This window comes from Streptococcus sp. HMSC065E03 (assembly GCF_001815045.1).
GTDB classification, from domain to species: Bacteria; Bacillota; Bacilli; order Lactobacillales; family Streptococcaceae; genus Streptococcus; species Streptococcus parasanguinis_AD.
On record NZ_KV818852.1, the window covers coordinates 362,892 to 376,474 of the forward strand.

Genomic DNA, 13,583 nt, shown 5'->3' on the forward strand with positions numbered 1-13,583 from the left:
CCGACGTCTTAGTTCTTTTGTGTTTGAAAAGATTTTCTTATTGTTTTAAAAATGGCAACTCGGGATGTTTCTTGGTATAGAGCACCACTTCGATAAAAGTCCCTACTTGGACGGCAAAGAGCAGTCCGACGAGAAGATTAATCCGATGGTCTGTTTCATAAAACGGAGAGTTCCATAAGAAGTGATTGGCTACTGTCGAGAGAACACACCAAAGCCCAAAGAGTTTTTCCTTTTGCTGGGTTACTTGAGACAACAAGAGGAAGATACCAACAGATACAACAGCTGTATAGAGGGCATGTGAAGCTAATCCACCAGAAATCCGGTTAATGGCCTCAGTAACGGCAGCTAATTGGCTGGATTTTGTTTGGCGGGCAACGTACCCTAAATCCTCAATGATTTGAAAACCAAAGCCAGAGCCCAAACCTGCAATTAGAATCGCTTTTAGATCTTTCTTGCCAACCATCAAGACAACCCAAAAGGCAACCAGAGCCTTAAAGAATTCCTCTGAAAACGGGGCCGTCAAAGCATCGGTCCACTTGTTAAAGACAGTGGCATCCTTGATCACATGGCTATTCATAATATCAATCAAGCTATTGCCTGAAAAGCTCAACCAGCCTGCTACGAAGGCTCCTCCAAACATGGCAATCCATAGGATGTAGGTCGGTACAGACAACTGCTTGGTCAATCGTTTTGAAAAGAGATAGAGTGGGATAATAATAGCAGCTAAGACCGACAAGTTTAAGACCAAATCTCTGCCGGCAGACTGGCTATATTCTTGTTGAGAAAGATGACCGAGTTCAAACTCCAAGCCAATTCCTGCAAACAGTAGAAAAAGATAGATTGAGGCTCTTTGAATTTTAGTCATCTTGTTTTCCTCCCTTTTGTTTCTTTGAGCGAATCAGGTAGATCACAATCGCTAGAAGGGTTGCCCCGAACAAGCCTGCTGCTAGAATGTAATCATAGTCAAAATCAACGAGATCAATCTTCTCTTCATAAGCAGCATCTTCTTCGTCATCTAGATCCTGCAGGGCACTTTTTCCGTGTTCATCTGCTACCTTTTGTTCTGCTTCTTTTCTGATTTCTTGCAAGCGTTCGAAGGTTTTCTCAGCTCTTGCCAAGCTTTCCTCTGTTGCCTTCTCACTAGCTTCTTCAGGCTGAGAAGCAAGGGCAATTTGTTCCTTATCACTCAGATCTTGTTCGACCATCCACTGAGACTCCAACCGTTCCATTTCAGTACGAATCGCCCCATCTTCGAATAAATCTGGATACTTGGCCACAAGGTCATTGATTCTTGAAATGGTCCAATACCAAGAGCGATCATTGTAATGATCCCCTAATTCTTGGTAGGCTTGATAGGTGTTGAGAATATTGCCATAGTAGGGTAGATATGGAGCATTTCGTGGACTGCCCATCGACAGCCACATGGTACCTCCACCTGCACTCGCTGGGACCTCATCTTTCAGTTGGAAAATATGGGCCTCCATGACATTTGGATTGGAAATGGGGTATTTATAAACCGCATCAAACTCTCCTTTTTTCGGAATGCCTTTTCCATCCAGCTCCATTTGATCCTGTGGTTTATATTTGGTTCCTTCCAAACGATTGCGTTGGAGATTCATGGCATCGCGAAGGGTTAATTTTCGATCGGTTGTATGAAGAAGGTCAAAGGACGCATCGTCATATTTAACAGGAGAGCTTGGGTCTAGCGATTTGATTCCCGACCAAACCCGAGAGCGGTCTGCTTCTTGCAAAGGCGGATTATAGGATTGAGAAACGTGGAATTTTCCGTCCACTTCCTTATAGCTATTGGCTTCTTTGGCGACTTTTTCAAGATCTTTTGAGGCAATCGTGCGTTCGGTATCTGACAGATCTACATGCCCTAAGAAAAAGGTATTTGGAAAGACCGCAAACCGATCCTCTGGGAAGAGAATCGCCGCATATTGATGGCCAGATAGGATTTCCATATACCAGACGCCTTCTTTATCGGCAATGGTCACAATATTTCCTTCTGCAGCGCCTTTTTCTTCGACGATTTTAGCAATGAGTTCAACCCCTTCTCTTGCGGTTTTCACACTTGGGAGAACGATACTGGTCAAACCCGATTCTGCGAGGCCATCCTTGACATAGGGATCCACCTTTTGGATCTTGTCATTTGCTGAAGCAGATACAGTGGCAGAAATGGAAACTCCATATTCATTGAATCCTGCTTCGTCAAAAATCCCTTGATCAGGGGTGACATCCGGGACCGCTGTATACTTATAGCTAATCTCTGGCAAGGGATATTGAAAACCGTTGGCAGCATCTTCAAAAATGGCTCCTTTTTTATTGTAGACACGCTCTCTGACCACAAAATTTTTATTATGGTTGGGTTCTAAATCTTCGGTACGCCCTACCAAGGTCGAACCGTCGGCAGTCAGTTTCTTCCCGATGATGAACCCTGTACAAGCCTCAACAGGTTGAGCAATCAACAAAAGCGGAAGCAAAGCTGCTACAGCTGATCGAAAATAGTGCTTCTTCATCCTAAACTCCTTTTTAAAAATGTTTTTCCTTATTTAGTATACTCTTTTACAAGCCTGTTTTGCAAGCGATTCCAGCAACCGTAAACGATTCGTAAACTATCAGAATTTTTGAGGGAAACACTTTTTCAAAAAAGAAGAGGCTGGGACAAAAGTCCTAGCCTCTCAATTATTTTTGGATTGTCGAGCAAGACGCAGTGGTTGATGGGCTCTACTACGCTGATTTCATCAGCTTTTACAGCCCTACTCAACTGTGCGAAGGAGGGACGACGAAATCGAATTCTAACGAATTACCGATTTCTGTCCCACTCTCTTTCATTTTCTCCGCTGATTCGCTTGCCATAATTTTCCATAGAGGAGATAGTCGACTTCACGGAGCTCTTTCAGGTTCTGACAACCGAGCGCACAAAGGAGCAATCTGAGATCTTCTTTCCAGCCTTGGACAAGTACGATTGCTTCTTCAACGCTCTTAGTCTCTACCATCTCAAGAAAAACGCGGGATAGTCCTACGCCACGCGCTCCAAGGACCAAGGCCTTGACCATATCAAGGGGATGACGGATGCCCCCACTTGCGAGGATCTCAACCTGATCTATCTGATCCTGTAACTGTAAGAGACACTGCGCAGTTGATTGTCCCCAATCATCCAGATAAGCGCGATTGCCACCACGACGATTCTCAATATAGGCAAAACTAGTGCCACCGCGTCCAGAAATATCAACGGTTGTGATTCCAGCATCTAGCGCCGCCTGGACTGTTTTAGGATCCATGCCAAAACCGACTTCCTTCAGGACTACAGGTACAGGAAAGCCCTGCCCATAGCTCTTGAGATGGTCTTTCCAAGTGTGGAAAATACGCTCCCCTTCGGGCATGAGCAACTCTTGCATCAGATTCACATGAACTTGAAGAAAGAGGGGTTGTAGCTCTTCCACTGTTCGCAAGCCCAAATCTGGCTCTTTATCGATGCCAATGTTGGTCGCTAAAAGTAGATGAGGATGGTCTTTTTTGACCGCATACGATTGATCGCTCGAATCCTTCAGCCCTGCGCTGTAAGAACCAGTCACAAAGAGAATCCCACAGGCTTCAGCTACTGCTGCCAGCTTTTGATTGATCTCTTTGGCCCGTTTACTCCCACCTGTCATGGCATTGATGTAAAAAGGAAACTCCCAATCACGCCCTGCGAAATGGGTTGTCAAATCAATCTCCGCTAGATCCACAAGGGGGAGGGATCGGTGAATCAGCTCGATCTCATCAAAGCTATTATAGGAGGAGCTTTGCTCCAAGGCATAGCGAATATGCTGGTCTTTTCGATTTTCGCTCACGAATCTCCCATCCTTTCTTGGTAAATGACTTCAATATTCTTTTCCTTCCAGCGGTCTATCAAGGTCTGAGTCTCAACTGGGTCAAAACTAAGGGCGATTCCACAGTCGCCTCCTCCAGCACCACTAGATTTGGCACAGGCAGAAAGACCCTCTGTCGCTTCTTGCAGAACTTTCAGAGCTGGGGTATAGATCAAAGGGTTCAAAGACTTTAGGTTCTTATCGGCACGTTTGATACTGGTCTCAATTTCTTTTTGGTTCCCTTCACGGAGGCCTTTTTCAAGATTCTTCACTGCGCTCTGGCTCTCCTGAAGAAATTCTTCCTTGATCGCTCCCTTGACCTGACGGATCAAATCACTTGAAATCGCTGGTTCCTTGGTCCAACCAACCAGAAAATCATAAGCGATGGCTGGCTGGATCGAGCAGATCTGGTAGTCCCAATCCAGGTCTAAAACTTGTGACAGGGGCTGAGAAGTCAAGACTTCATGCAACCAAGCCCGATCAAAGGATTGGTAATAAATCAAGTCCTCGTAGGCAATACAAGCCAAATCGCCCATGGAACCATTGTCCCCTCTTTGCACCAAGACCACTGCTGCTAGTCGAAAGAGCAGGTCCGGATGTAGGTCTAGTTCATACAGAGCGGCCACGGCCTTGATCACGAGCAAGACCACACTTCCGCTGGAACCAATCCCATACTTTTTCCTCTCTTCGCCCAACGTCCCTCTTAGGTGAAGATCAAACGGTTTAGGGGCTATCCCCTGATCTTTCAGCCACTTTTCCATGAGCTGAATGGTCTCTTGAATCAAGGCGTAGTCCTTATTTGGGGTCAAATCCACCTGGTAACCAAAGAGATCTGAGACTAGCTGATAGCTTCTAGATTCTTGGATAGTAGCTGACAGATAAATGGGAATAAACTGAATCACGGCTCCATAGCCAGGCGTTAGCACTGCGTATTCTCCAGCTAGATAGAGCTTGCCTCCAGTCTGTACCTGATACTTAGTCTTCATCTTGAGGGTCCTTTGTCTTAGATACGATGGTCCGATAGCGGGCATCAAATAAAGGTACCAGCTGATCCAAGTCTTCTTCTAAACAGAGAACCTTAACATTCGGCCCTGCATCCATAGTAAAGTAACAAGCATGGCCTGCAGCGCGAAGCTCACGGACAAAGTCCATAGCTTTATGGCTTTCTTCTGTCAAGTAGCTAAAAGCTGGAGTGGCTGTTCTAGTCGTCGCATGCATAGCAAGGGCATTGCGCTCTGTCAGATGACCGACCCGTTCAAAATCATTGGCAACTAGATAGCCCAGCATGTCCTTATAATCTTGTCGAGACTCTTCGATCCATTCTTTGAAATTAGTCGAAGTCTCCATGCAGCGTTTCATCCCTTCGCGGCTGGAAACAGGCTTTTGCTTGTCATTGAGGACCAGCATGATCATCGCGAGTTTTAGGTCTGTTTGGACCTTATAAATTTCTCCACTTTCTTTGTCCCAGGCTGCTAAAGGGCCAAAGAAAGACCGCGAAGAAGAGCCCGAAGCAAACTTGGCTTTTTGAGCTAATTCCTCCTGGGTCAAGCCCAAATCATAGTACCGATTACAAGCCTTGACGAGAGCAGAGAGCCCGCTCGAGCTAGAGGACAAGCCTGCGGCGGTTGGCATGTTGTTGCTGGTATCCACCCGAACAAATCCTGCTTCATCTGCTGGCTTCAAGCCATCAATCACAGCTCCAATTTTGGCTTGCTCAGCTGGATTTTGGAATTCCCCATCGATGTAAAATTCATGCGCAGTCGCATCTGCTGGCAAGGGAGAGAGACTGGTCTCTGTATACATATTCTCTAAGGTCAACGAAATCGAACTGGTCGAAGGGACCATCTGTTTGGCATCTTCTTTTCCCCAGTATTTGATAATCGCGATATTGGCATAGGACTTAGCCTTTACAGGTTTTCGATCCATGTATGGTGCGCTCCTTCTTTTTCTAATGCATGGGCAATGGTTTCTGCTTCACGAGAATCCTTGACGAGGGCAATCACACAGCCTCCAAGACCGCCCCCACTCATTTTAGCCCCTAAGGCCCCATTTTCAAGGGCAACGGCGACCAGGTGATCTGCTTCTTTACAGCTGACACCAACGGCTCTCAAGTGGTCATGACAAGCTGTAAGAGCCTGCCCAAGGCCAATGAGATCTTTTTCTTTCAGAGCCGCTTCTACCTGCTGGGTCAACTGACCAATCTCATGGAAATGGGACAAAACTTCCTGCCCTTTAGCTTCAACCTTTTGAATCGCCTCACGGGTATTGCCGTGAATCCCCGTATCCGCAATCACCAAACTCGCTTTTATACCCAGCTCCAGCGGGTAAAAGCCGACATTCCGGATGAATTTAATGGCTTGATCGCTCAGACAAGTCTTGGCATCCAGACCGCTTGGATTCATATGGGCAATGGTTTCTGCTCGATTGACCAGGATTTCTAAGGTCTCATCGTCCAGCTCCTCTTGATAATAGTCAAAAACTGCACGAATAGCTGCGATACTGACCGCCGCAGAGGACCCCATCCCCCGTTTTTCCGGTACCATAGACTGAATCCGACAGCGAATCCGGGCCTCACGAATCCCGAGGTGCTCAAGAGACGCAAAAACCGCCATGGACAATGTGTCATCTTCAAACAAAATCCATGGACTGTCTGCCGGGATGATCTGGCAGATCACTTCGATATGATGGAGTGGCAGGGCAATAGCCGGATAACCATAAACCACCGCATGCTCTCCAATTAAGATAATTTTACTATGCGCCTTTCCGACGCCTATCTCTTTATGCATATTCATCTCGCTCTACTAAGGTCATTACTATTTTAATATAAATCAGCCAAAAAAGCGATGCTTTTGAAGGAAATCCAACCTAAGACGGAGTCCAAAAATGAATCACCCAGAAGAGCTCCTTCTTATGGACAGACAAGAAAAGGCCGGGATCCGTCATCCCAGCCATCCATTTCTATTTTTCACATTCTTGTTTGATCAAGTCCATCAAAGAGTTGCGGTCTAAGATCCATTGGGCCCGTTCGTCCTTCTCATAGGTCCGGTTAGACAAAAAGATCACAGCTTCCTGCCTCTTTCGATTGTACATGATGAAGGTTCCAGTATAGCCCGTATGATCCAACCAGTCACCCTCTAGATTCCATCCGAGAGCGCGGGTCTTGCCCTCTTCACGCGCAAAATTCTGAGACAAGTCACGCGCAAAATCATCCTTCAGATAATGCTCTAAGAAGCGCTCTAGATCAGCAACAGTTGAAAAAAGTCCAGCACTTCCCGCATGACAGCCCAATACTCTCGCTTTGGGATCATGAACACTTCCAGAAGCAAGGCCACGGACCGTTGGCACCGCCTTTTCGACCGGTCCAAACCGTGTCTCTGTCATCTTCCAAGGTGTAAAGATCAGCTCTTCAAATAAACGATCCAAGGGCTGGTGAAACCTGTCTTCTAACCAAAAGCCCAGCAGAAGAAAATTGACGTCGGTGTAATGAAAACTCTTGTCTTCTTTCAACTGCAAATTTTCAAGAGCTGTTTTCAACTGTCTCGCATCCAATTGATCCCGGTTGGGGATAAAAGGATCCAGCCCAGAAGTATGGGTCAAGAGTTCCCGGATGGTCGTCTTCTCATGAGCAAAACGCGGGTAAAACTCTTTAAAGGGACGATCGAGCGGAAGCTCCCCTTTCGCATACAAAAAAGCACAGATGGTAGCGACTCCGACGACCTTGCTGACACTGGCCAAATCATAGACCAGATCAGCCTCTACTGGCTCACCTTTTTCAGGGTCCGCAAGTCCTAGATAGTGCTCACTCCACTGACCATTGCGGTAAAGCGCAAGAGAGGCACCTGGATAGATGCCTTCTTGGATTTGTTCGGTAATTTTTTCGATGATTGCCTTCACGCTCATCACTCCATTCTTATTCTTCATAAGAAATATGGACCTGATCTTGATTGGCTTCAAACCAGAGTTCGATCTGGCTTAGATCCTTGGCAATCAAGAAAGTTCCCTTACGGTGCACAAAATCGACAGCTTCTCCCAAGCGTTCTTTCAAGTCTTCCACATCAAAAGATGCCAATTCGACCTTGATCATGCTCAAATCCCAAGTCACCTTGTTCTCCACTTGGAGATCTTCTCCCTGGGCTTCCTGCAAATGGATAAAGCGGGCAAGATCTGGCAAGCGTCTGTAAAGCTCCTGAGATTGGGCCAGATCGGCCACATTGACTTCAAGAAAGTCCACATCAAAGCTGGTCAAACCCTTGAAATCTTCTGGAAGCTCAACAAGAGGCGCTTTCTCCAAAGGCTCTAGACTTTCAAGATTTTCTTCAGCATGCACGAAAACGGTATCTCCTTGAGGAGACACAACTTCAAAGGCGCGACCAATAGCTCCTTGGTAAAGGGCGCTTGTTTCTGGCTGGCGGGCTAATAAATAATCAATTTCTTGAGCTTGCGCCACTTTCACCACAATTCGACCCAATTTCTTTGGACCTTCGACCTTACGCGAACGCATACTCGGTGACTCTTCTAAGACAATTTTCTCTACTTTTGAGGCATCTCCTAAAGATAGGAGAGCTCCTTCTTCCACTAATACTTTCATTCCCAATGTCTCTTCATAAAAGCGTTGATTGACATTTCGGTTATTCACTTTCAAGACTGGGATCACTCTTACGATCTGATTTGCTGTCATACTTTCCTCCAAGCACTTTTTATTGTAAAAGATTTTCTGGCTTTTTACAAGAAATCTTGTGCAAAAAAGACAGATTTTTCAAAAATAAAAATCTGTCTTTCTTTTTTTAGTATACTGTTCGTGTATGGACCCGCCCGTTTGGAGCTTCAAATTCGTATTCTAAGTAATCCTGATAGGTCCCTGGTGCAATCACTCCACGCACATCTAATACAGCCGTTCCTGCCTGTCCCACAATGGAATCTGCTAACAGGCAGCAATTAGTAGACAGAACAAAGTAAGATTTAAAACGCGAAGAAGTAAATTTATATAGCTCAGCCCCTAAATCATATTTCAATTTGTAAGCGTAGGTCGGCTGACCGTCTTCCAGTAACCTCCTAGGTGGATCCCAAGGTTCTAACAACTGATCAATTTCAGCTAGACGCTTCTCTACTGCCTGATTCTCTTCTTCGGTAAGGGATAGGCTGTAGCCAAACAGCGTCTTTTGACTCTCTTTTTTACATAGTTCGATGTATGGTTCCTTATCCACTTTAAACAGTACGCCATCCCCAATCGTCCCAAATAGACGCTCTGAAAAGGGATCGTAACTTCCGTAAGAAATGACCTTCCCCTGATAACAAATATCTACATGCCCAATCGCTCCAAATAAGTTGCTGTCAGAAGTATGAACCAAAATTTCTAATTCCCTTGCCTCTTCTTCTTTTTTCACCAATCGATAAGGGCCTGTGTGTCCCGCCGAGCTCCCTTTTTGAAGAAACTGGTTAAACCGTTTTAACTCCTTAGCAGGGATAAAGGCTGCAAAGATAACCGGTAGGCTAATACGAAAGCGACGTTTTAACTCTTGGCCTTGTTGGTCTTTGTCAAATAAAATACCATCTCGAATATTAGAAATCCCCAACAAGACCAGATAAGCCCCCAAGAGGATAAATTGGAAGTGCCCATCTGAACCAGGTTCCAAGACAGTTGCTAGACCAAGCCCACCGTTTAAAAGCGCATCCCATAAATAGAGCCAGCCTCCTTTTACCCGATTGGCCTTATAAAGCCAAAATGTGATCCCATAGACAATGGCACTCCCCAACTGATATGCCCCTAAACAAATCACAACTAAGTTTACGGGCAGACTACTCAGTCGATTCAACCAGATCAACGCAAGTGAAAGAAAAATAAACCAAATAGAGTGGCTATAGGAAATAGACTTGCTACGTAACAAAAAGCGAAGAAGAAAGCTTCCTAGTCCATCAACTAAAAAGTAAATGGCTAATAGATCCAAGGAAAATTTGGTGAAACCAACGCCGTTTCGAAAAATGAGAATCCCAAAAATGACGGCAAGAACCCCAAACAATAAGGTCCGTCTTCTTGCAACTTGTTCAAAAGATATTTTTTTCAATATTCCTTCTCCTTATAGACGAAAGGTCTTTAGACAAATACTATTTTATCAAGTATAATATAAGAAGTAAAGAAAAAAGAAACTGATAAAAGGAGCAGTCTATGAAATACAATCAATATAGCTATCTATCTGTTGACCAAAAAGACATTCTTAAGGAACTAAAAGAAATTGGGTTTGACCTTCCCACCCACCTCCCAGAAAAAGAACTGTTTGAATGGTTTGTCCGCAAGGTTTACTTCACCTATAAAGATACAGATTATCCCCTCTCTAACCTAGTGGTGGATTCTAAAACAGACTTTTTAACGTATATCCAATCTGACTGCGAATGGTCTCCGAACATTTTTTACACAGTAGCCCTCCAATTACTCGGTTTCCGCTATTTTATTGATTTTGAAGATACGGATAGCTTCTTGAAAGAAGTCCAATTTCCGATTGAGTATGGAAACTTGGTAGAAAACCTCTATCACCTTCTCAATACTCGAACAGTAAAAGGAAATTTACTCATCGATCAGTTGGTCAGCGATGGCTTGATTCCTGAAGATAACCAGTATCACTATTTTAACGGCAAGAGCCTCGCAACCTTTACGAGCCATGATGCCATCCGCGAGGTCGTCTATGTGGAAAGTCGGGTCGATACCGACAAAGATGGTCTGCCAGACTTGGTCAAGGTCAGCATTATCCGTCCTCGCTATGAAGGCAAGATTCCAGCTGTTATGACCGCAAGTCCTTATCACCAAGGGACCAACGATAAGGCCAGCGACAAGGCCCTCTACAATATGAATGTCGACCTCGAGGTCAAAGAACCTCATACCATTCAAGTAGAAGTACCTCAATTAGAATTGGTGGATCCTGTCGGTTCAGCTGAGCTAGTCGATGAAGCTGAAGAAACTCTCACCCATATCAATTCCAGCTATACCCTCAACGACTACCTCCTTCCACGCGGCTACGCTAATCTCTACGTATCTGGAGTGGGGACAAAAGATTCGCAAGGCTTGATGACCAATGGAAATTACCAACAAATCGAAGCCTACAAGAACGTTATCGACTGGCTCAATGGCCGTTGCCGGGCCTTTACAGATCACACACGCAAACGCCAAGTCAAAGCTGATTGGTCTAATGGAAAGGTCGCAACCACCGGGATCTCTTACCTTGGAACCATGTCTAACGGCCTTGCGACCACAGGTGTGGACGGTCTTGAAGTCATCATTGCAGAGGCTGGGATCTCTTCTTGGTACAACTACTACCGCGAAAACGGCCTCGTGACAAGTCCTGGTGGCTATCCAGGTGAAGATTTCGATTCCCTTGCCGAATTGACCTACTCGCGCAACCTTCTAGGTGGAGACTATTTGCACCATAATGCAGCCCACCAAGCCGATCTAGACATCGTGAAAAAAGAGCTGGACCGCGCTTCTGGAGACTACAATCAATTCTGGCACGACCGCAATTATCTCTTACATGCTGATCAGGTGAAGGCTGAGGTGGTCTTCACTCATGGTTCGCAAGACTGGAACGTGAAACCTCTTCACGTCTTTAATATGTTCCAGGCTCTTCCAACAAGCATCAAGAAACACCTCTTCTATCACAATGGTGCCCATGTCTATCTCAACAACTGGCAATCCATTGACTTCCGCGAAAGCATGAACGCCCTCCTCTCTAAAAAATTGCTGGGCTACGATTCAAGCTATGAATTGCCTACTGTCATCTGGCAGGACAATACAGGAGAACAAAGTTGGACTTCCTTGGATGATTTTGGCAACCAAACAAATCAGCGGACCTTCTCCCTGGGAGACGACGAAAAAGTCATCCAAAACCGCTACGAGACAAAAGATTACGAGCGCTATGGCAAGGCTTATCCGACCTTCTTAACGGACCTCTACCAGGATAAGGCGCAACAGGTGACGATCGACCTTCCAATCGAAGAAGACCTACACCTCAATGGGAAAGCTCGCCTTCACCTGCGACTTTACTCCAGCACCAATAAAGGCCTGCTTTCAGCCCAACTCTTAGAGCTTGGAAGCAAGAAATACCTCCAACCCTATCCTGCTGTCTTGTCGGTCCGTACGCTGGATAACGGTCGCTACCATATGCTAGACAATTTGACTGAGTTGCCTTTCAAAGAAGCTGGCCAACGAGTCATTTCTAAAGGTTATCTCAACCTCCAAAATCGTCATGACCTCTTAGAGGTTGAGGCTGTGACGCCAGGCGAGTGGATGGAATTTGACTTTGATCTTCAACCAACCATCTACAAGCTCGAAAAAGGAGCGACCCTTCGCCTGGTCCTTTACACAACGGACTTTGAAATCACTGTGCGCGATCAAACCGATTACCAACTCACCATTGACTTAGCACAATCAAGCCTCCATCTTCCTGAAATGACAGAGGCCCACTAATCGTGGTATCAAGGCGTAGCCTTTCTTTCCTTCATTTGACAGCTTAGCCTACTTATGTTACTATCTAATAGAGTATTTCATAGAAAAAGATATTAGAGGAAGTTATGGCGATTGAAAAAACTGTCAGCGAAATTGCTGAAATTTTAGGAGTCAGCCGCCAGGCGGTCAATAACCGTGTCAAGGCGCTGGCTCCAGAAGATACCCAAAAAAACGAAAAAGGGGTTACCGTTGTAACCCGTAGTGGCTTGATCAAGCTCGAAGAAATCTACAAAAAAACTATTTTTGAAGATGAGCCAGTCAGCGATGATGTGAAGCAACGCGAATTGATGGAAATTTTGGTGGATGAAAAAAATGCTGAAATCGTCCGTCTCTACGAGCAACTCAAAGCCAAAGACGAGCAACTCGCTAAGAAAGATGAACAGTTGCGCGTGAAAGACGTTCAAATTGCTGAAAAAGACAAGCAATTGGACCAACAACAACAATTGACTTTACAAGCAATGAACGATCGCGATACCTTGAAACTTGAACTCGAACAAGCCAACGAAAAAGTTCAAGAGCAAGAAAGCAAAGGTTTCTGGGCACGCGTTTTCCGTCGATAATCCGGGGCTGGATCCTACCAGTCCCTTTTCTTTTCTACCACAGGAGATTTCCCATGAAAGCATTAGAAGATTATATCGCCTTCGATCTCGAATTTAACCAATACGAAGGGGCCTATCAGATTATCCAGGTGTCTGCCGTGCGTTTTACGGACGGTAAAGAAGTCGATCACTACGACTCCTACGTCTACACCGATAAGCCCCTAAAAAGCTTTATTAACGGCCTGACTGGCATTACCCAGGACAAGATCCAAAATGCCCCACAACTCGAACAGGTCCTCAGCGAATTCAAGGCCTTCGTTGGAGATCGACCCTTGATCGGATACAATGCCCTGAAGAGCGACCTTCCCATCCTGCTTGAAAATGGCTTAGATTTAGAAGACCAGTACGCCGTTGATGTCTTTGACCAAGCTTTCGAGCGTCGTCCATCTGACCTCCACGGCATTAAAAATCTCCAACTCCACACCGTTGCAGAATTTTTGGGAGTCGCAGGAAAATCACACGATAGCTTAGAGGACGCCCGCATGACAGCTCTTGTCTACGAACAATTCCTCGAATTTGATCAAGGCCGCACCCTCCTTGACGAGCAAGAGAACTTCTCCACCAACCCCTTCGGAGGCTTGGACTTATCCGGATTTTTTGATGAATAAAAAGAGAGAGTGGGACAGAAATCGGTAATTC

Annotated in this window: 12 protein-coding genes; 3 read left to right on the plus strand and 9 right to left on the minus strand. The window is 45.5% G+C overall.

Annotated features, from left to right (window positions below):
- Window positions 1-37: 37 nt before the first annotated feature.
- From HMPREF3002_RS06285 to HMPREF3002_RS06325, 9 genes are all read right to left on the minus strand, one after another.
- A complete protein-coding gene (locus HMPREF3002_RS06285) occupies window positions 38-865 on the minus strand; it encodes a PrsW family glutamic-type intramembrane protease (protein ID WP_070665642.1) in 828 nt (275 codons plus the stop codon).
- Window positions 858-2,519, minus strand: a complete 1,662-nt coding sequence (locus tag HMPREF3002_RS06290) for a C69 family dipeptidase (RefSeq protein ID WP_070590095.1) — start codon at window positions 2,517-2,519, stop codon at window positions 858-860. Before HMPREF3002_RS06290 ends, HMPREF3002_RS06285 begins: the two co-directional genes overlap by 8 nt.
- 312 nt (window positions 2,520-2,831) lie before the next feature.
- Entirely contained in the window at window positions 2,832-3,836 is a 1,005-nt protein-coding gene (gene fni, locus HMPREF3002_RS06295; RefSeq protein ID WP_023919163.1) for a type 2 isopentenyl-diphosphate Delta-isomerase, read from the minus strand.
- Window positions 3,833-4,840, minus strand: coding sequence for a phosphomevalonate kinase (locus tag HMPREF3002_RS06300; protein ID WP_023919165.1), 1,008 nt, complete (start codon window positions 4,838-4,840; stop codon window positions 3,833-3,835). The genes fni and HMPREF3002_RS06300 overlap by 4 nt, the downstream gene beginning before the upstream one ends.
- Complete coding sequence (gene mvaD / locus HMPREF3002_RS06305; RefSeq protein ID WP_023919167.1) at window positions 4,830-5,780, minus strand: diphosphomevalonate decarboxylase; 951 nt, start codon at window positions 5,778-5,780, stop codon at window positions 4,830-4,832. Before mvaD ends, HMPREF3002_RS06300 begins: the two co-directional genes overlap by 11 nt.
- Complete coding sequence (gene mvk / locus HMPREF3002_RS06310; protein ID WP_009731693.1) at window positions 5,762-6,640, minus strand: mevalonate kinase; 879 nt, start codon at window positions 6,638-6,640, stop codon at window positions 5,762-5,764. Before mvk ends, mvaD begins: the two co-directional genes overlap by 19 nt.
- Window positions 6,641-6,812: 172 nt before the next feature.
- Window positions 6,813-7,754, minus strand: a complete 942-nt coding sequence (locus HMPREF3002_RS06315; protein ID WP_037599403.1) for a serine hydrolase domain-containing protein — start codon at window positions 7,752-7,754, stop codon at window positions 6,813-6,815.
- Window positions 7,755-7,764: 10 nt separating this feature from the next.
- Window positions 7,765-8,532 carry a CppA N-terminal domain-containing protein gene (locus tag HMPREF3002_RS06320; protein ID WP_023919171.1) on the minus strand — a complete coding sequence of 256 codons (768 nt, stop codon included), beginning with the start codon at window positions 8,530-8,532 and terminating at the stop codon, window positions 7,765-7,767.
- A gap of 106 nt (window positions 8,533-8,638) precedes the next feature.
- A complete protein-coding gene (locus HMPREF3002_RS06325) occupies window positions 8,639-9,916 on the minus strand; it encodes an HdeD family acid-resistance protein (RefSeq protein WP_023919173.1) in 1,278 nt (425 codons plus the stop codon).
- A gap of 101 nt (window positions 9,917-10,017) precedes the next feature.
- On the opposite strand from HMPREF3002_RS06325, the gene HMPREF3002_RS06330 reads away from it, so the two are divergent.
- The 3 genes from HMPREF3002_RS06330 (at window position 10,018) to HMPREF3002_RS06340 (ending at window position 13,552) form a co-directional block, all read left to right on the plus strand.
- Window positions 10,018-12,306, plus strand: a complete 2,289-nt coding sequence (locus HMPREF3002_RS06330; protein WP_023919174.1) for a Xaa-Pro dipeptidyl-peptidase — start codon at window positions 10,018-10,020, stop codon at window positions 12,304-12,306.
- Between the two features lie 104 nt (window positions 12,307-12,410).
- A complete protein-coding gene (locus tag HMPREF3002_RS06335) occupies window positions 12,411-12,905 on the plus strand; it encodes a DUF536 domain-containing protein (RefSeq protein WP_003008835.1) in 495 nt (164 codons plus the stop codon).
- 53 nt (window positions 12,906-12,958) lie between these two features.
- Window positions 12,959-13,552, plus strand: coding sequence for a 3'-5' exonuclease (locus HMPREF3002_RS06340; RefSeq protein ID WP_023919176.1), 594 nt, complete (start codon window positions 12,959-12,961; stop codon window positions 13,550-13,552).
- Window positions 13,553-13,583: the final 31 nt, after the last annotated feature.

What these genes read in the sequence shown, in the direction of transcription:
- HMPREF3002_RS06285 (WP_070665642.1), bottom strand. Translation starts at nt 865, where the DNA reads ATGACTAAAATTCAAAGAGCCTCAATCTATCTTTTTCTACTGTTTGCA.
- HMPREF3002_RS06290 (WP_070590095.1), bottom strand. Translation starts at nt 2,519, where the DNA reads ATGAAGAAGCACTATTTTCGATCAGCTGTAGCAGCTTTGCTTCCGCTT.
- HMPREF3002_RS06300 (WP_023919165.1), bottom strand. Translation starts at nt 4,840, where the DNA reads ATGAAGACTAAGTATCAGGTACAGACTGGAGGCAAGCTCTATCTAGCT.
- mvaD (WP_023919167.1), bottom strand. Translation starts at nt 5,780, where the DNA reads ATGGATCGAAAACCTGTAAAGGCTAAGTCCTATGCCAATATCGCGATT.
- mvk (WP_009731693.1), bottom strand. Translation starts at nt 6,640, where the DNA reads ATGCATAAAGAGATAGGCGTCGGAAAGGCGCATAGTAAAATTATCTTA.
- HMPREF3002_RS06315 (WP_037599403.1), bottom strand. Translation starts at nt 7,754, where the DNA reads ATGAGCGTGAAGGCAATCATCGAAAAAATTACCGAACAAATCCAAGAA.
- HMPREF3002_RS06320 (WP_023919171.1), bottom strand. Translation starts at nt 8,532, where the DNA reads ATGACAGCAAATCAGATCGTAAGAGTGATCCCAGTCTTGAAAGTGAAT.
- HMPREF3002_RS06330 (WP_023919174.1), top strand. Translation starts at nt 10,018, where the DNA reads ATGAAATACAATCAATATAGCTATCTATCTGTTGACCAAAAAGACATT.
- HMPREF3002_RS06335 (WP_003008835.1), top strand. Translation starts at nt 12,411, where the DNA reads ATGGCGATTGAAAAAACTGTCAGCGAAATTGCTGAAATTTTAGGAGTC.
- HMPREF3002_RS06340 (WP_023919176.1), top strand. Translation starts at nt 12,959, where the DNA reads ATGAAAGCATTAGAAGATTATATCGCCTTCGATCTCGAATTTAACCAA.